Annotated in this window: 16 protein-coding genes and 1 pseudogene; 5 read left to right on the top strand and 12 right to left on the bottom strand. The window is 62.0% G+C overall.

Annotated elements, in window-relative coordinates; translation table 11 throughout:
- Positions 1-91 precede the first annotated feature (91 nt).
- The 9 genes from LJ655_RS10430 to melA all read right to left on the bottom strand — a co-directional run bounded on the left by LJ655_RS10430 (position 92) and on the right by melA (position 10,290).
- The gene (locus LJ655_RS10430) at positions 92-1,048 is read right to left on the bottom strand and encodes an ABC transporter permease (RefSeq protein WP_230561167.1); all 957 of its coding nucleotides are present in this window, start codon (positions 1,046-1,048) and stop codon (positions 92-94) included.
- Positions 1,041-2,069: an ABC transporter permease gene (locus LJ655_RS10425; protein ID WP_230561166.1), complete on the bottom strand. Its 1,029-nt coding sequence runs from the start codon at positions 2,067-2,069 to the stop codon at positions 1,041-1,043. Before LJ655_RS10425 ends, LJ655_RS10430 begins: the two co-directional genes overlap by 8 nt.
- A complete protein-coding gene (locus LJ655_RS10420) occupies positions 2,066-3,634 on the bottom strand; it encodes a sugar ABC transporter ATP-binding protein (protein WP_230561165.1) in 1,569 nt (522 codons plus the stop codon). The genes LJ655_RS10425 and LJ655_RS10420 overlap by 4 nt, the downstream gene beginning before the upstream one ends.
- Entirely contained in the window at positions 3,631-4,644 is a 1,014-nt protein-coding gene (locus LJ655_RS10415) for a sugar ABC transporter substrate-binding protein (RefSeq protein ID WP_230561164.1), read from the bottom strand. The genes LJ655_RS10420 and LJ655_RS10415 overlap by 4 nt, the downstream gene beginning before the upstream one ends.
- 146 nt (positions 4,645-4,790) lie before the next feature.
- Positions 4,791-6,764, bottom strand: coding sequence for a M48 family metallopeptidase (locus LJ655_RS10410; RefSeq protein WP_230561163.1), 1,974 nt, complete (start codon positions 6,762-6,764; stop codon positions 4,791-4,793).
- Between the two features lie 29 nt (positions 6,765-6,793).
- Entirely contained in the window at positions 6,794-7,393 is a 600-nt protein-coding gene (locus LJ655_RS10405) for a LemA family protein (RefSeq protein ID WP_230561162.1), read from the bottom strand.
- 77 nt (positions 7,394-7,470) lie between these two features.
- Positions 7,471-7,743 (bottom strand): type II toxin-antitoxin system CcdA family antitoxin, encoded by a 273-nt coding sequence (locus LJ655_RS10400; protein ID WP_230561161.1) that lies wholly within the window; start codon positions 7,741-7,743, stop codon positions 7,471-7,473.
- Positions 7,744-7,801: 58 nt separating this feature from the next.
- Positions 7,802-8,869 carry a LacI family DNA-binding transcriptional regulator gene (locus LJ655_RS10395; protein WP_230561160.1) on the bottom strand — a complete coding sequence of 356 codons (1,068 nt, stop codon included), beginning with the start codon at positions 8,867-8,869 and terminating at the stop codon, positions 7,802-7,804.
- 8 nt (positions 8,870-8,877) lie between these two features.
- Positions 8,878-10,290: an alpha-glucosidase/alpha-galactosidase gene (gene melA, locus LJ655_RS10390; protein WP_230561159.1), complete on the bottom strand. Its 1,413-nt coding sequence runs from the start codon at positions 10,288-10,290 to the stop codon at positions 8,878-8,880.
- Positions 10,291-10,552: 262 nt separating this feature from the next.
- Here melA and LJ655_RS10385 point away from each other — a divergent pair, with 262 nt between their 5' ends.
- From LJ655_RS10385 to LJ655_RS10370, 4 genes and pseudogenes are all read left to right on the top strand, one after another.
- Positions 10,553-11,494, top strand: coding sequence for a carbohydrate ABC transporter permease (locus tag LJ655_RS10385; protein WP_230561158.1), 942 nt, complete (start codon positions 10,553-10,555; stop codon positions 11,492-11,494).
- A gap of 31 nt (positions 11,495-11,525) precedes the next feature.
- Positions 11,526-12,446: a carbohydrate ABC transporter permease gene (locus LJ655_RS10380; protein WP_230561157.1), complete on the top strand. Its 921-nt coding sequence runs from the start codon at positions 11,526-11,528 to the stop codon at positions 12,444-12,446.
- Between the two features lie 40 nt (positions 12,447-12,486).
- Entirely contained in the window at positions 12,487-13,803 is a 1,317-nt protein-coding gene (locus tag LJ655_RS10375) for an ABC transporter substrate-binding protein (protein WP_230561156.1), read from the top strand.
- Positions 13,804-13,811: 8 nt separating this feature from the next.
- Positions 13,812-14,176: pseudogene (locus LJ655_RS10370) on the top strand (ATP-binding cassette domain-containing protein); the annotation flags it as partial.
- Between the two features lie 368 nt (positions 14,177-14,544).
- Here the strand turns inward: LJ655_RS10370 and LJ655_RS10365 are convergent.
- From LJ655_RS10365 to LJ655_RS10355, 3 genes are all read right to left on the bottom strand, one after another.
- The gene (locus LJ655_RS10365; protein ID WP_230561155.1) at positions 14,545-16,110 is read right to left on the bottom strand and encodes a sensor domain-containing diguanylate cyclase; all 1,566 of its coding nucleotides are present in this window, start codon (positions 16,108-16,110) and stop codon (positions 14,545-14,547) included.
- Between the two features lie 353 nt (positions 16,111-16,463).
- Positions 16,464-16,862: an RcnB family protein gene (locus tag LJ655_RS10360; protein WP_230561154.1), complete on the bottom strand. Its 399-nt coding sequence runs from the start codon at positions 16,860-16,862 to the stop codon at positions 16,464-16,466.
- Between the two features lie 154 nt (positions 16,863-17,016).
- Entirely contained in the window at positions 17,017-17,439 is a 423-nt protein-coding gene (locus LJ655_RS10355) for a DUF4148 domain-containing protein (protein ID WP_230561153.1), read from the bottom strand.
- A gap of 524 nt (positions 17,440-17,963) precedes the next feature.
- On the opposite strand from LJ655_RS10355, the gene LJ655_RS10350 reads away from it, so the two are divergent.
- Positions 17,964-18,407 (top strand): hypothetical protein, encoded by a 444-nt coding sequence (locus LJ655_RS10350; protein WP_230561152.1) that lies wholly within the window; start codon positions 17,964-17,966, stop codon positions 18,405-18,407.

Below are 18,407 nucleotides of genomic sequence, written 5' to 3'. Positions count from 1 at the left end.
GAGCCGGCATCGCTCGTCGACCTCGGCGAGAGGGGAAGTCCATCCTATTCCGTCTATGGGAATCGACCTTGCAGGAGGATGTATTCGCCGTTCACCGGAAGCGCGGGTTGTGCACGAAGCTGACCGCCAGCACCGCGAAAATCAGCACGCCGGTGGCAACCTGCTGCCAGTAGAAGTTCCAGCCGATCAGCAACAATCCATTGGCAACGAGACTGATCAGCAACACACCGAAAAGCGTGCCCATCACGCCCGGCCGGCGGCTCGGCGACAGCGTCGTGCCGATGAAAGTCGCGCCGATTGCATTCAGCAGATAGCCATTGCCAGCCTGCGGCACGTAGGCTTTGACCATCGATGACAGCAGCAGGCCGACCACTCCATAGATCAGCGCACTGGCAACGAACGTCACGGCGGTAAGGGTGGCGACGGGTAGTCCGGAATATCGCGCAACGCCAGGTTGTGCGCCAAGCGCCGCACCTTGACGTCCGAAGACGGAGCGCGCAAGTGCCAGATGAACGGCAATGGCCAGCACCGCGACGATCCATAACGGCACCGGCAAGCGGAGCAGTGTGCCGTGCGCGAGTTCGCTAAAGAGTGGTGGCAGCGCGGCGTTTAGCAGATAAACCGGTTGTCCGCCGTCCGTTGCGAGTTGCTGAACGGTCTGGCCGATGAACAGCGTACCGAGCGTCGCAAGGAACGGCGCGATGCCCAGACCGGCAATCAGCGCGCTATTGAATGCGCCGACCAGCAGCGCGGCGCCGAGCCCGCCGAGCATCGCAGGCAGCACGCCAACCTGATGCGCGCTCAGGCCCACGAAGACCAGACTTGCCACGTCGACGGAAGTGCCGAGCGACAGATCGATTGCGCCGATCGAGAGTGCAAGCGTCATGCCGAGCGCGGCGATCGCAAGCAACGCAAAGTTGTTCAGCAGGAGGGCGGCGAAATTGGCAGCCCGGGCGAAGCCCGGCGCGAACACGGCGAAAAAAGCGCTCACGGCAACCAGCGCACCGACGAGTGCGAAGCGTTGCATGCCTGCTATCCGTTCAATCATTGGCATGGTTTCCTGCGTGGCGGCGCCGGACGAGGGCGGTGGTGGCGACGACGAACAGGATCAGCGCGCCCTCGACGCCATTCACCCAGTAGCTCGACAGATTGTCGAGTTGAAAACCGTTGCTGACGATACCGATAAAGAGCACCGCGAGCAGCGTGCCGGGAATGGTCGGCACGAGACGCCGCGAAAACACGACGCCGAGTAGCGCTGCCGCCACTACGGCGAGCAGATTCTCGCCCGAGCCAGGCGAACTGCCGCTCAACAGCGCAGCCGAGGTGATCGCGGCAAGCGCCGCCGCCACGCCGCTCAAGACGTAGCTCGACGCTACGTATGCGTTGACGGTGATGCCAGCGGTGCGCGCCGCGTCGCGGTGGGCGCCCACCGCACGAAGCCGAAGTCCGAATGGCGTGTAGTGAATCAGTACCGTAAACAGCACTGCGACGACGACCAGCGTGTACGCGAGATGCGGCACGCCGAAAGGTCCGCTGTCGAGCAGGAAGGTCAGGAAAGAGCTTGTCGCTGGCACCGACGTGTTCTGGGTGAGCACCAGTTCGAAGCCGGCGCAGATGTTCATGGTCGTCAGCGTGGCGAGAAGAGGAAAGATGCGCAGCCCGATCACGGCAAATGCGTTGAACGCACCGACCAGGGCCCCCGAGGCGACTGTCAGTGGAAGGGCCGCAACTTCAGGCACGCCTTCGCGCAGTGCCACCGCGTACACCGCGGCGCAAAGGCCCATGTTGGCCGCGACCGAAAGGTCGAGACCGCCTTTGATCGGATCCGAACCGCCGCCGATCAGCACGACAGTCAGGCCGAATCCGAGGATCCCGACAATAACGGACTGCTGCAACACGTTCGCCAGATTGGCAACGGTCAGAAAGAGCGGCGAACTCAACGCGAATGCAGCAAACACGAGAGCGAACGCCAACGCCGCGCCGCAGCGCAGCCAGAACTGTGTGCCAAACCAGCCTGCGGGCACGTCGATCCGTCCGCTACGCCGCGTGACATCGAGCACCTTGCTCATGCGGCCATCTCCTTTGCCAGTGTCGCACCCCGCGCGCCGGTTGCCCATGCAAGCACGTCCCGACTGTCGGACTCGCGTGACGCCAGCTCCCGAACGAGCCGGCCGCGCGCCATCACGAGCACGCGGTCGGTGATGTCGAGCAGTTCGATCAGATCGCTGGAAAAAAGCAGTACGGCCGCGCCCTCGTCCGCGAGGCGGTCCAGCAGACGATAGATCTCGGCCTTCGCGCCGATGTCGACGCCGACAGTCGGCTCGTCGAGCAGATACACGGAAGAAGCCAGGTCCGCGCCGCGGCTCAACCATTTCCCCAGTGCGACTTTCTGCTGGTTGCCGCCGGACAGATGCCTGACGGGCGCTTCGGGACCGGGTGCACGTATGCCCAGCGTGTCGATCAGCTGCCGCACCGTGTCCGTTTCCCGTTGCCGCGCGAGCAGGCCGAAGCGGCTGAAGCGCGCGAGGCTGGCGAGCGTGATGTTCTCGCGCACGGACAATGACGGCGCCACGCCGTGCGCGCGCCGGTTCTCCGGCACGAACGCGATGCCGCGCCGCGCTGCGTTGCACGGACTGCGCAGTAACACATCTTTGCCGTCGATTTCGACCTCTCCGCGCACGCCCCGCTCGAGGCCGAACAGGCTTCGCACGACCTGCTTGCCGCCTGACCCCAGCAACCCCGTCAAGCCAACGATCTCGCCGCGCCGCAGGCTGAACGATACGTTGTCGAAACGTCCGGCCGCGGACAGATTGCGGACCTGCAAGACGGGGTCGCCTGGCGTTCGTGACGCAGTGCGCGTGCGCGCTGCCTGTGCTTCGCCGATCATCGCGGTGACGAGCGATTCGGTCGGTGTATCACGTGCGTCGACGTGCGCAACATCGACGCCGTCGCGCAACACCGACACGCGATCGCAGATGGCCGCAATCTCATTCAGGTAGTGCGAGACGTAGAGGATTGTCAGGCCGCGCTGCCGCAAGTGACCAATGGTCGACAGCAGGCGGTCGACCTCGCGACTCACGAGCGCCGCAGTTGGCTCGTCGAATACGAGAATTTCGGGTTCGCGAATCAATGCGCGGGTGATCTGCACGATCTGCTGTTCGGCAACACTCAGTTCGCCGATCAGGCGGTTCGGCGCCAACTCGACACCGAAGTGTGTGTGCAGCGCCTCGCTCGCAGCGCGCTGCGTGCGCCTCACATCGAGCAGCCGCAGCGAACCCGCCACGCGCGGCCCGATGGCCGGCTCATGGCCGAACATCAGCGCTTCAGCTACCGTGAACGTAGCGGGCAGCAGACGTTCCTGATGGATGAAGCCGATGCCTTGCAAGGGCGCGCGGCTGGAGCCGGGCGCCAGCGGCCGGTCGGCGCCGTTGACCGAAATCGTGCCGCTGTCGGCCGCATGGATGCCGGCGAGAATCTTGATCAAGGTGGACTTGCCGGCGCCGTTCTGCCCGATCAGACCATGCACGGTGCCGCGAGCAACCTGCAACGACGCACCGCGCAATGCCGGTACGCCGTCGAACCGCTTGACGATGTCGCGCAGTTCGAGCGCAGGCGGACGCGTGGATGCGCTCACTTTGCAGTGACCTGGCCGAGCGTTTGCTGAATGGTGCCGGCGTTGTCCTTGGTGACGAGAATCGACGGCACGTAGGTGTATGGCGGCAGCGAGCGGTCGCCCGCCAGATAGCGGGCGACGTTATCGACCGCTGTCTTGCCGATCAGCGAAGGCTGCTGGGCCACAACGGCGGCCGCGCTCGATTTCGGATCCTTGACGAGCGCAACGACGTCGGGGCTGCCGTCCACCGCATAGGTTTTGATCTCGTCGCGACGCGCAGCGTCGACGGCCTGCGTCGCGCCGACCTGAGGCACATCCCACGCCGCCCAGACCGCGGAAATCTGACCCTTCGGGTATTTCGTGAGCAGCTGGCTGACCTGCGCGTAGGCGCTTTGCACGGTGTTCGGAATGACGTCGCGCAATTCCGGTTCGATGATGTGCACTTTCGGGTAATACTTCAATACGGCTTTCAACTGGTCGTAGCGGATCGCACAAACCGGCACGCCGTAGAAGCCGTTGAAGACCAGGATATTGCCTTCGCCGTGAATGTCGTTGACGAGCTTCAGCGCCAGTTGTTCGCCGATAAAGAAATTGTCCGACGTCGTGTCATTGATGCTCGAAGGCGATGCGGTATCAATCGTAAAGAGAGGGATGCCCGCCTGGCGGATTTTCTGCAGCCACGGCTCGAGCACGCTCGCCGTGCCGAGCTGTTCGATGATGGCATCCGGTTTCTGCGCAATCAGCGTCTGGATCTGTGAAATCTGGCGATTGTCGTTGCGACCTGCATCGAGCGCGACGGGCGTGCCGCCAAGCCGCTTCACTTCATCGATTGCCCCCTGGTACGCTTTCAGATCCCAGTAATGATCCGTGCCGGCCGCCGTAATGCCGATGCGCTTACCCTTCAGCGATGGCACCGTGTTGTCGGTCGCGGCGGCATCGCCTTGCGCGTGAGCCAACGGGAAAGACGTCAGCGCGCCAAGTGCCAGCGCGAGGGGAGCGAGCTTCGTGAGAAATCGATCAAAGGGTGTCATGTCGTTGTATGTTGAAAGTCGGAAAGTTCATCACGACTCTAATCAACATCCTGTTGAGCATGAAACTATCGATTGTCGCTATCTTTATTAGTCGCGCATTGCTGTGCTTATCGTCGAATCGGAATTGTTTCAAATAGGCACGTCCTTCACCGTTCTGCCGATTTCTCCACGGCGAGCGGCGGCAGCGGGCAGTCGAGCGTATCGCAAATGGCGCGGAGCAGCTCCACTTCACGGACGGTGACCTGCCGGTTCGCCAGGATGCAGCCCGCGCAGGCCGCCACGATCCGGCGCTTGATGGCCGACACAGATTGATTGAGCATTTGCAGCGCCGCATCGAACTCGGCGAGGGAACATTCCTCGCGGGGCGGCAAGCGGTGCGTGTGGTCGCCGCCAATGTATTCGCGCATGCCCGCATCGAAAGCACGGGCAGCCTGGTCGCGTTCCGGCTGGCCTTCCCAGGCCAATAGTGCCAACACCGTCGCGACAGGGCGCGTCAGCTTTTTCGGCGAGCTGTGCACCGGATGCGTCTGACGCTGAGGCAGGAACTGGGCGTCGAGATGGCGATGCAGCACACAGCGAAGCGCGTACTCGTACAGCGTCAACCGTTGGTCGGCGATCATCAGTAACTCTACCTGGGCGCGAAAAGCCCGGTGCTGGCGCGGCGACATCTGCCGCAGGGCCGGCAAGGCCAGGTCCAGCAAGGGCAGCCGGTGCGTGTCCGGCAGTGCCTGGACGGGTACGACCAGCCGCAAGGCTTCCGCGAAGTCCTGCGGCTCAGCGCCGGCCTTCAGTTGGGTCAGCTGGAGTTCCCGCAGGTCAGCCCGCGGGTCCATGAGCAGAGCGTAGACGAGGGCACGAGCACTGAACGGTTCCTGTGCGGCGACCCTGAGCACCTCGGGCATGCTGTCGTGCAGCTCGTGGGCATAGTCAATCGCTTCCCGATCGATATGGCCGACCCGGGATGCGGGCTTGGAGGCTAATCCCAGGACCGGGATCGGCACCTGCGGCAGCCCCGGTAACGTTGGAGCCCCGCCGAAAGGCGGGACGCGGCTGGGGCGGCGCTCTTCGAGGTGTTCCCGATCAGCGCCGACCGGCTGCACTTCCGGGAACCGGCCGTCGAACTGGGGAATGAGCCGGCGAATCCGCTCGACGAGGGGCGGGTGGGTGGCCAGCAGTCCGGCGAGCCCCGCGCCGGCAAAGGCGTTGGCGAAGAACATGTGAGCGGCCTCGGCGGCCCGGGGGGTGCCGATGCGCGAGCCCTCGGCCAGCCCGCCGATCTTCTTGAGCGCCCCGGCAATCCCGTCGGGGTTGCGCGTGAACTGGACGGCGCTGGCATCGGCCAGGTACTCGCGCTGCCGGGACACCGCTGCCATGATCAGCCGACCGAAGAACGCACCCACGAGTCCCAGCGCAAACACGCCCAGACCCAGCAACACCATGCCGCCACGGGAGTCCTGTCTTCCCGAGGAGCGCCCGCGGGACGCGAACATGAGGCTGCGGCCGATGATGGACAACACCATGATCCCGAAGATCAGGCCGATCAGCCGGATGTTGAGCCGCATGTCGCCGTTGAGGATATGGCTGAACTCGTGGGCCACCACGCCCTGCAGCTCGTCGCGGGTCAGATAATCGAGGCAGCCCTGGGATACGGCGACCACGGCGTCGCCCGGGGCGTAGCCGGCCGCGAAGGCATTGATGCCAGCCTCAGGCAGAACATACACAGGGGGCACCGGCACGCCTGCGGCGAGGGCCATTTCCTCGACGACGTTGAGGAGCCGTTTTTCGCGCGCGTCGGTGGTCGTGCCCGGCACCTCTCTGCCTCCCAACATCAGGGCGACCGCCTGCCCGCCGGAAGCGAGCTGGGCCACCTTGATCGCGCTGGCCCCGCCGACCACGATGCCCACCCCCGGCGCCGCGATCAGCAACATCTCAGGTTGCCACCAGGACACTGGCTCGTGAGCGCCGTACATGCTCAGCGCTACCAGAAGGCCGTACACGAGGGCGATCAGAATCAGGATCGCGAGGACGAAATAGACCACCAGCTGAAATGTTTTCCGCCGAGCCGAATCCTGCTGCTGAAAGAAATTGGTGGCCATGGTCGGCGCGGTTTTGGGAAACATGAACTGCACGGAGCTGCGGCGGATCGGGATTACCGGAACGACACTTTGGGCGCTGCGCGCTCGGCCTCTGCGGTTTCGAGTAGCGCCGCTTCCTTGAAACCAAACATGCCGGCAACCATGGCCGCCGGGAAGACCTCGCGCCGGATGTTGTAGTCGGTGGCGGCGTCGTTGAACGCTTGCCGGGCGAAGCTGACCTTGTTCTCGGTCGAACTCAGCTCCTCCTGCAGGGCGAGCATGTTCTGGTTGGCCTTGAGGTCCGGGTACGCCTCGGATAACGCGAAAAGCCGGCCCAGAACGCCGCCCAGCTGCGTCTCGGCCTCGTTGAACCCCCTCATGGCCGCCGGGTCGCCAGGATTGGCGGCGACTTTCTGTTCGGCTGCCATCGCGCTGTTGCGGGCCCTGATAACGGCGTCGAGCGTCTCCCTTTCGTGGCTCATGTAACCCTTGACCGCCTCGACCAGGTTGGGAATCAGTTCATAGCGGCGTTTGAGTTGCACGTCGATCTGGGCGAAGGCGTTCGCGAAGCGGTTCCGGGCGACCACTAGCCTGTTGTAGACGCCCATCAGCCAGAGCGCGAGTAGCAGCGCGACGGCCAGGAGCACGAGCAGGATGATGATGGCGGGACTCATTGGCGCTGACCTCCGATGCGAGGACTGCTGGTTTGGACCATCGCGCGACTGTCGGAACTAGGCTTCGAATCGGGCCATTAGAACATCCGACGTTCGGCCAGTGGGAGGCCGTGCTTCTCGACGAACGCATTGTGAGCCGCGATGAAGTCCACGTTTTCGGTGGCCCAGCGACGGCCGCGTTCAACGCGAATCGCCTCACGCATCGCCTGTTCGAAGATGCGTGAAAAATTCAGCCCGAGGGCCTTGCCTTCCTCGTAGACGTCCGTCGGCAGCGTGACGTTCGTTGCTTTACGCAACCGAGCTTCAACTGTTCGACTCATATCTGCCTCCGTGTCGGCTGTTATGCGCATGATAGCCCACATATTCCGTGCGCACGGGAGCGGGGGAGATACCGTCATTGCGTGACGATCAAGCGCCACGCAAGTGCGCGCCGCACGATTCGCGAACGATCAATTCCGCAACGTGCTCGATCCGCCGTGCAACCGTACGTCGGTCGCGATTCTCCATCTGCGCAGCGAGCAACGTCATGGCCTCCTTCCCTTGTCCGATTGGATCCGTCCGCATCGTGGTCAAGGGGGGGCTTGCGTAAGCCGCAAGGGGAATGTCGTCATAGCCCACCAGCGCAACGTCGTGTGGCACACGCAGACCTGCCTCGTTCAGTGCCCTGAGCGCGCCGAATGCGATCGTGTCGTTACCCGCGAAGAGTGCAGTGATTCCGGTCCTCTTTTCGAGGAGGCGCCTGGTTGCAAGATAGCCGCTACGTGCGTCGATGTCGGCATATTCGACCCACGCCGACTCAGGGTGAACCCCGCGCGCTTCGAGAGCGTTGCGCCAGCCCTGCTCGCGTTCACCGACCGCATGGAATTCGCGCGGTGCAAAGCTGACGTACGCGATGCGCTCGTGTCCAAGACCAAGCAGGTGTTCCGTGGCGATCTGCGCGGAATGCTCATCATCGTGCCCAATCGTCTCGACGTATCCAAGTTCTGACATCGCACGGCCGAACGCCACGACGAGCGGGATGCCGGCATCGACTATTCTTCGCAGATGCTCGCGCTCGGTCGTTCGAATGCTCACGATGATGAGCCCGTCGATGCTGCGGCTCTTCACGAGATTCACAAACGCGCCGGGTTCACGGCCCTCGTCCTCGGTCGATTCGATCAGCAGCTTCAGTCCCCGGCGATGGCACTCCTCGTTGACGCTGGCGACTATCTGCGCAAGGAATGCGTCTACGTACAGATGTGCTGCCTTGGGCATGACCAGCGCGACGGTGCCGGTCGTGCCGCTCGCGAGCATGCGGGCGGCCGCATTCGGTTCGTACCCGAGTTCCCGCGCAGCATCGAGGACCCTCTCGCGCGTTGCCGGGCTGATCCCTTGATCGGTCACGTTGTTCAGCACAAAGGAAACCGCCGTCCGTGACACGCCTGCCCGGCGTGCCACCTCGGCGGCTGTGGGACGGTTCTTACTGGTCTCGACCATGAGTCAGTTCAAGCGTGGAGGTAGGCAGGCAGATAATCCGCGTGCGCACGCAGGAGCTCGTCCACCATGGCGCGAATCTGTTCGAGATCAAGTACGGCGGCTGTATGGGGATCCATCATGGCGGCATGATACACGTGCTCCCGATTCTGGGTCAGCACCGCCTCGACGACGAGTTCCTGCACGTTGACGTTACTGCGCATCAACGCCGCGAGTTGCGGCGGCAATGCGCCAATGCGCGTGGGCTGCACACCGTTCGCGTCGACGAGACATGGCACCTCGACGGCGCAGCCGTGCGGCAGATTGTCGATCAAGTGATGGTTGAGGACGTTGCCGTAGACGACACGTGGCGTGCCGGTCACGATCGAATGGATGATGCTGCTGCCATATTCGACCGAACGCTTTACCGTATGGAGCCCGTCGAGAAGCCGCGCAGCGCTCTCGCGCTGGTGTTGCATCACGCGAATATCGGCGGCGGCAAGCTCGGCAATGAGCGCGCTGGAGTCCTGCGAGCCAGGATTCTCGAGCTCACGTTCGATATACGGCCATGCGTGTTCGAAGATCTGGCAGCGGCCCGGATATTCGTCGAGCGGGATGTTGTATTTCTTCAGCAGTTCCTCACGGCCAGTCTTGATGAACCAGGGCACGTATTCGCTGAAGTGCTCGCTCGACTCGGTCGGAAAATAACCGAGTTGCGCGAGCATTTCATAGCGTACGCGGTTCCAGTCCGGCATTCTCTGCTGGCGCTGAATCTCCTTGAGACGAGGAATCAGGTCTTCGCCATTGCGTTCGAACTTAAGATAGAACGCCATGTGATTGATACCCGCGCAGTGGTAGTCGATTTCCTCGACCGGAATACCCAGGTCGTCCGCGAGTTCACTTGCCGTGTGCTGCACGCTGTGACAAAGGCCGACCGTAGGCACCCGCGTCGCCACGCGATTGAGCGCCCACGTGATCATCGCCATCGGGTTCACGTAGTTCAGATGCACCGCACCGTCCGCACACAGCTCTTCCATGTCGCGCAGCATGTCCAGCTGAACGGGAATCGTGCGCAGCGCGCGCATGATGCCGCCGATGCCGAGCGTGTCGCCAATCGTCTGCTCCAGTCCGAATTTCTTCGGAATCTCGAAGTCGGTCACGGTAGCCGGTCGATAACCGCCAACCTGAATCATGTTGATGGCGAAGCGCGCCCCGTCGAGCGCTTTGCGGCGATCGGTCGTTGCCGTTATCGCCGGCTTCACGTTCAGGACACCCGCAATCCGATGTGCGACCTTTTCCGCAAGACGCAACCGGTGTTCGTCGATGTCGTGAAGCGCAATTTCGCAATCGGCGAGCTCCGGGTACGAAAGGATGTCGCCGAGCAGGTTGCGGGCAAACACGATGCTGCCGGCGCCAATGAGCGCGATTTTCGGACGTGATTTCATGTGCGGAACTCGGAAATAGGGTTGAGCGGCGTGGGGATGGCGGATTTCAGCACTGATCTGCCGGGCGAAACATCTCACGATCAGTTGCGGATTCTAGGCGCAAAAATCACGGAACTAAAGCGCGTTAGTTAGGGGTTTTCACGCATTGTGACGGATGGTTGGCATCCCGCAAAGTAGCGCCACTAACGCGGGTTAGGCCGGGAATCCGAGGTGCTGCGGATCGTTCTCGCCGGTGGGCCCGCTACTCCAGGAGGCAGCCCGCATGAACTCGATTTCGGAGCTTGTCGCCGTAGAGCAGCCGCGCAAAGTGCGGCGCTCGTGGGCTGCTGGCCGGATGCGCCGCGCCGAGACGTTGACGGCCTGGGTCCTGGTCTTCCCGGCGCTGGTTGGCTTTCTCGTCTTCTACGCGTGGCCAACGGTGCGGGCAATCGAAATCAGCTTCACCGACTGGAACCTGATGCGCGAACCGCACTTCGTCGGCTTCGCGAATTATGCGCAGATGCTGTCGGACGGCCAGTTCTGGAACGGGATGAAGTTGTCGGCGTACTACGTCGCGCTGAATATTCCGCTGCAGACCGTACTCGGGCTATTTCTCGCGGTCGCGATGGACCGGCTGACGAGGTCACTGTTCGTCAAGTCCGTCGTGCTGCTGCCGTACCTCCTGTCAAATGTGCTCGTCGCGATGCTGTGGCTGTGGATGCTCGATCCGATGCTCGGCGTCGTCAACGCTGCGCTCGGTTCACTCGGCTTCGATCGTCAGCCGTTCTTCGGCGACGCTGGCCGGGCGCTCGTCACGGTGGCGGCAGTCAATATCTGGCGGTACATGGGGTTGATCGCCATGTTGTTCCTCGCGGGGTTGCAGAACATTCCGCGCGACCTGTACGAGGCCGCCGCACTGGAAGGAGCAGGGGAGTGGCAGATCTTTAGGCGGATCACGCTGCCACTCCTGCGTCCAGTCATGGTGTTCGTGCTCGTCACGAGCGTGACCGGCTCGTTTCAGATCTTCGACACGATCGCGGTGACGACACAGGGCGGCCCGCTGGACTCAACGCGTGTGATTGTCTACTACATCGTCCAGAACGCCTTCACGTACTACAAGATGGGCTACGCCTCGGCGATGTCGATGGCGCTGGGCGTGCTGATGCTGCTTTACACCGTGGTGCAAATGCGCGTGATGCGTGCTGCCGAGAACGATCTGGCCTGAGTACCCGGTCTCACTCGCGAAAGAGGACGTGATGAAGCAAATTGCAACGCCAATGCCTGCCGCGAAGCGCGCGAGGTTCGTTGTATCGCCCGGCCGCACGATCTCCTGGCTGCTGCTGGCAATGATGCTCGCGATCACACTGATGCCGGTCTGGATGGCGGTCAAAACCGCGCTCACGCCACCGGATGACCTGTTCACACATTCCTCGGACCTTCTACCTCGCGCCATCACGCTCGCGAACTTCAAACGCGTACTGGGGCTGATGAGTGTCGAAGAGAGTCTCGCGGCGGGCGGGTCGGGCGCCGGCATCGACTTTCTGAAGGCATTGGGCAACTCAGTGCTGTTCACCTCGATCGTCGTGGTCATGCAGATCACGTGCAGCGCTATGGCCGCCTATGCGTTCGCGCGCTTGCGCTTTCCGGGGCGGCGCGTGTTGTTCGGCCTCTTCATCGGATCAATGATGGTGCCGACCGTCGTGACCTTCATTCCGAACTTCATCCTGATGAAGGAACTTGGATGGCTCAACACGATGACCGGGATGGTCGCGCCGTTCTGCCTGATGCAGGGGTTTTCGGTGTTCTTTCTGCGCCAGTTCTTTCTGTCGATCCCACGCGATCTGGAAGAGGCCGCGTTGCTCGATGGCGCATCACATTTCTATATCTTCGTGCGCATCGTGCTGCCGCTAAGCCTGACACCGATCGTCACGATCGCGATGCTCACTGGCATCAACATGTGGAATGAGTTTTTCTGGCCATACCTGGTCGCGAAGGACGAGGCGCATCAGGTGATCCCGGTCGCGCTCCAGGCCTTCAGATCCCAGACGCCCCAGGGACAGCCTGACTGGACCGGTCTCATGGCGGCCACCGTTATTTCGATCCTGCCCACGATCGTGCTGCTCGTCGCGCTCGGCAGGCGCGTCGTCGAATCCGTGCAATTCACCGGCGGCAAGTAAAGCCCGCCCTTCCTAAGAAGACAAGAACCGGAGACAAATCATGTGCGCTTTTCGTCATACCGCGGCCCTCGCCGTTGCCGTGACGCTGGGCCTGGGTGCGGCCAGCGCGTCGGCGGTCGACGTTCGTTACATGCTGTGGGACTCTAACCAGATGCCCGCATACCAGCAGTGCGCGGCGGATTTTCACAAGTTGCATCCGGACATCACCATCAAGATCAACCAGGTAGGTTGGTACGACTATTGGACGACGCTCGCCACCGGCTTCGTATCCGGTACGGCGCCGGACGTGTTCACCGACCATCTCGCGAAGTATCCCGAGTTTGCAAAGAACGGTCAGATCACTGACCTGACGCAGTATGTCCAGCGCGATAAGGTCGACACGGGTGCGTACACCAAAGGCTTGTATGAGATCTGGGGGCGAGACGGCAAGCAGTATGGCTTGCCCAAGGACTGGGACACGATCGGTTTCATCGTCAACATGGACGCAGCGAAGAAAGCGGGAGTGACGCTCGCCGATTTGCAGAACATGACGTGGAATCCGAAGGACGGTGGCAGCTTCGAGCACATCGTGCGCAAACTGACTGTCGACGCGAACGGCGTCGACGCACTGAATCCAAAGTTCGACAAGAAGAAGGTGACGATGTACGGCTATCAGACACCGGCCGACATCGATATGACCGGACAGAACACGTGGAGCTTCTTCGCCGTATCCAACGGCGTCCAGTTGCAGGCGAAGCCGTGGGATGCCAGGTACGCATACGACGATCCGAAGCTCGTCGATACCCTCGACTACCTCGCAGGCCTGCCCTCGAAAGGGGTGTCGGATAACTTCGAGAACGTGAAGGCGCTCGGCTCCGACGCGATGTTCATTGCGCGCAAGGTTGCGATCGTGCCGCAGGGATCGTGGATGATTACCTACTTCAATCAAAATGCGAAGTTCCCGACTGCGTGGGTGCCGCTGCCGGTAGGGCCGACCGGGGTGCGCGCGACAGAGCTGAACGGCTTGGCGGATTCGATCTGGTCTGGCTCGAAGGTAAAGGATCAGGCGTGGCAGTGGGTCAAATACATGGGTTCACCGCTTTGCCAGAACGTCGTCGCCTCTCGTGGTGTGGTGTTCCCTTCCATCGACGGCATGGCAGAAAAGGCGATCAGTGAACAGAAATCCCGAGGCATCGATTCATCTGCATTCTTGACGATGGCGAAGTCGAAGACTTTCCCGCCGCCGATCGGCGACAACGGCGCGCAGATCAATCAGGTGATCAGCAACGCGGTGACATCGGTGCTGATGGGAAAGTCCGACGCCGCATCGGCGATGAAGGCCGCCAATGCGCAAGCCAATCAACTTCTGCGCGATTGAGGCTTGTTATGGCAAGCATCGAACTGAGAAAGGTATCCAAGGCCTACGGCGCGAATACCCCGGTTATCCGTAATGTCGATCTGCATATCGCACAGGGGGAGTTCTGCGTGTTCGTTGGCCCATCGGGATGCGGCAAGTCGACGTTGCTCCGGATGATTGCGGGCCTCGAGGAAATCAGCGACGGCGAACTGCTGATCGATGGTGCTATGCGCTGTTTCCACATCTGACCGTCTATGAGAACCTCGCTTTCGGTTTGATGCTTGCGAAGCGTGACAAAGCTACGCTCCGTGAGCGCGTGCAGGCGGCAGCGCGAGTGCTTCAGCTCGAGCATGTGCTTGAACGCAAGCCGAAGCAGCTGTCAGGCGGCCAGCGACACCTGTTCGACAACCAGGGAGCGGCGTTGACGCGGCGCGTTCCTGAGCAGGATCTGCTGCTACCGGCTGCCGCGTGAGTCCACGAACACCGCATGAGTGTTTCGGGAAGACGGTGGACTCCGAAACGCCGCCTGGACGATTACAGCGACCTGTTGAGTCGTATTGGCGGCACGGACCACGCGAGACAAGGGCCGACTAATGCGGCCACGGTAGCAATGGTGAGGCACACGTGGATCGAATCCACGAGCGCGCCGCGCGCCGAGCCGATCATCGCGTCGCCCGCATGGTCAGCGCTTACACGAGCTGATAGAGGCAGTTGTTGTCAGGAAGAACGTCGACTGGTCTGGCCTGGGCAACGCTCGCCGGTTCAAACCACTGGTGCGTGAGCCTCGGGCATACCGGACGACGAACCCGCTTCGATTCCGATTGCCGTCATGTGTTCGCAAACGCAATTCCGTCCCTGAGATTTTGCACGGTATAGCGCGGTATCCGCTGCCTTGATCAGCGCCGTTTCGTCGAGTATGCCGGGCTCGTCAGAGGAGGCCACTCCAATGCTGATCGTGACCCGGCCGAATGCGCTTTTAACATGTTCGATCTCGAGGTCATAGATTGCCCGGCGGATGCTCTCGGCCACGCAGACGGCTCCGCCGGCATCGGTTTCAGGCAGGATGACGACAAACTCTTCACCGCCATATCGTGCCACGTGATCGGCGGCCCGGACCACACATGACGCCGTGCGGCGGGCCACTTCCTTGAGCACCTGGTCGCCAGCCTGGTGACCATAGTAGTCGTTGTATGCCTTGAAATTGTCGATGTCGATAAAGAGCAGTGACAGCAGTTTGCCCGTGCGCTGCGCCCGCAGCCATTCGCGTTTCCATATTTCGTCGAAGGTGCCTCTATTTTCCAGCCCGGTCAGTGCGTCGCGATGTGCCATGCGCTGGAGTTGGGTCTCGGCCTGCTGCCGGCGACACAGTTCGCGCACCAGGGTCCACGCCCCCGTCCCGGTGGCCACGATGAACAGCGCCATCAGTAGCGCCAGCCACCGGGCCCGCAGACGCCAGCCCGCGAATATCTCATTCAATGCCGGTGCGACCGCCACTACGATCGGCAGCCCAGGGATATGCCTGTAGACGTACAGCCTGCGCACGCCATCGATGCTGGCCGTGCCAACGAATGCCCCTGAGGTGTCCTTCATCAGTTGTGCAAACACGGGGGAGCGCCCGATATACATGCCAACCATGTTGCGGTCGTAGGGAAGCCGGGTGAGCAAGGCGCCGTTTGTCTCCATCACGGCGACCGTGCCGAAGTTACCCACGGATAGCCCGTCAAGCAGGTCGCGGAAATAGTCAACGCTCAGCCTGCCCACCACGACGCCGGCGAATGTGCCGTCGGGGCGGGTGATCCGTCGGCTGAGTTCGACGACCATTTCGTGGCCGGTCTGACCAGAGACGTGGGGTGGACCGACGTAGAGACCGTCGCGTGTCTCTTGCGCACGCACTGAGAACCAGCGCATGTCCGCCCAGTTGCTCTGTCGCGCGGAAGTCCCATCGGAACTGATCAGTAGCGCTCCGTCGGGTCCCAGCACGGAGATAGGCCCGAGGTATCGAGCCGTCGCGGCCCGGTCGAAGAGAACCTGATTTCTCAGTCCGGCTGGTAGGGAGATGACGCGAGCATCGGCGGCTCCTTCGGCGACGGCTCGCAGGGATAAGTCATAGAGGTCGATGCTGCGCAAGATGTCACGTTCGAGTACGAGTGTCAGATTTCGCGCATTCTGCGCGGCATTGTTGTACGCGTCTGTCCTCGATACCAGCAGCATTGCAATGCACAAGCCGGCTGTTCCTAGCCACAGCAAAGCGGCGCAGACTATGACGCCAGCAGGCGTCAGGACGACGGAGCCTGCTGCGGAAAGCCGGCTGCGGACGATATCTGACACCCGAATTTCAGAGTTACCCCTCGTGCGCGTATTTGTTTCGGAACGTGATTCGTTCCGCTTTTCAAGCACCATCCGACTGTCACCCCGAGCTGTTTTTATAAGCAAATGATAGCAAGGGTATTCGATTTGCCTGTCGGCCTATGGATTTCTGCTCCCGGCGTTGCCGTTCGGCGTCATGCACCGGGCGCAGCTCACTGGGCTCAACTCGCACCGCCTGCGTGTTCAAGGCAATGGTCGGCGAGTGGGGCGCCGTGTTTATGTCGGTGGGCGCGAATAGCGGCTGCTCGTCGAAACAGTGAGCAACCGCTGTCTGCGTGGATGAATCGAACCGGTTCGAAAGGTTGCCGCCGGTGTTAGCGGCCGTAGAACAGGACGTCCGCAATGACGCCGGTTGCGATAGCGGCGAGCACGTAATCTCCGTTCACTCCAACCCAGTGATAGCCTCGCGGCGGCGGTCGCAGTCCGTGGCCGCGCCAGTCGTCGACTACGTAGTTGTGGCCGCGGTATTCAGGCGGAAGCCGATCGCCCCGGCGCCAGTCGGCATGCGGCATGGGGCCTCCTGGCCGGCCGCCATAGGCCTCGTGCGGCATGGGTCCATGACCGTGACCGGGCGGCGGACGCATGTCGTGTCGTTGCGGGCCGTGCGCCGACCAGTCATCGTGATGCTGCTTGTCGTGGGGCTGGGCGAAAGCGGGGATCGACGCGCCAAGCAGAGCGGCGATCATGAAATACGCGAGTAATTTTGATTTCATGGCTGCTGTGACAAATGAAGTGGTTGAGATGAATCAGTCGCGTTTGACGGCGACTGCGTTTCGCGAGTCAGTTGGTGTACATGTGAGTGCGCAGTGTGTCTGCGCACTTCCATGGAAAGACAGGCGCACGGTCGGTCAGTCGCCTGTCAGCCGCTTAGTGGCCGAAGTAGACCGAGCCCGGGCCGGTGCGAGCCGCCTCGCTCTTGTAGGCAGGGGCGCCCGCTGCGGATGCGCCGCTTACGACGCCACCCACTCCGGAGGTGTCGCCAGCGCTTTCGATCGCGATCACTTCTTCACTGACTGCCACGACGGTCATCGGGTGACTGCCGTTCGCGCCGGGCGCGCCCGCGTGTTGCGCGGCAACCTTGGCTTCAGCGGCCTGGATGTCCGCCGGATATTCGCGCGGGTTGGCACGGGCCGGGTTGTAGCCCGCCGCTTCGATCTCGACCAGCTGCTCACGGACTTCCGCGCGGGTCAGTGGATGGTTCGCTCCGACGTTTGCTGCGGCAAAAACCGTAATCGGAACAGCGAAGGCGAGGGCAGCTACAAAGGCGGTGAGTCTGACGAGGGGTCTCATGGTTACTACCTCCTTGGTTTGTCGATTGGGGCGCTATAAGCGCGCGCTTGCCTTCAAGCGTTAAGGCAAGTGTAAGGAAATAGTAATTGAGGGTAAACACCTATTTTGTAACTATTCCTTTCGGAAGGCGCAATAATTACGGGCCTGTCCCGGCCGAATTGTTGATTGCTGTGCACTTTGAGTGGCAATCCCGATTCAGGCACGGATGAGCGGAGCCTCCTTGCGATCTACCAAGTCGCCCCTGAGCGATTCGCCTCGCGTGCCGCCGGCGTAACACGCTCTGGATCCCCGGCGCGGCGCTGGTCGAGCATCCTGGTGTTCCGAGCAGCGTTTTCGCTGTCGAGATATGTGCGCTACCGCACATATCTCGACGTTTCCTCTTCCTTCGCGAGCAGAAGAAACTAGCATCAAACGCACAACCTTCCCCGCATCCTCCTGTTGCCGGCTCAGACAACGGCGGCAGTCGCAATTGGCTCACTGGCGAATACGCGCAGTTGTACGGCGGCAGGCACGATCTTCTTCCGATGCTGAAAAGCGAGTCGGCGGCGGGTCGGCCCTATGTCACTTTCACGACCGACGAGACACTGCCCGAGTCGTACATACCGAACCCGCCGAGTACGCCGACGCACATCATCGGCGTGCGCACCCAGGCGAACAAGCTCGGCACCTATTCGTTCTGGGCGCCGGAGTCGACAACCATTTCTGGTCAAAGCCAGCTCGAGTACTACGACTACGGGACGACGGCAGGGCAACTGGAGCTCGACAACCGTCACCGCGATCCGGCGGCCCAGGTGCTCTATCAGCAGTTGCTGACGGATATCTTGCCGAACGAATTGAGGGCCCCGCTTCCCGGGAGTTTGGTGGCGGCTCAGACGCTCGCTGAAGCGAGATATGTGGCTTACGTCAGGCTGATCAATGCCGGGGGCGTCAGCGAACCGCAATTGCCACTGTCGATCGGCGATCTCTGA

The sequence above is a fragment of the Paraburkholderia translucens genome (assembly GCF_020881035.1).
Classification (GTDB): Bacteria; Pseudomonadota; Gammaproteobacteria; order Burkholderiales; family Burkholderiaceae; genus Paraburkholderia; species Paraburkholderia translucens.
Note: the sequence above shows the minus strand (reverse complement) of the source record. Positions and strands in the feature narration are given on the sequence as shown.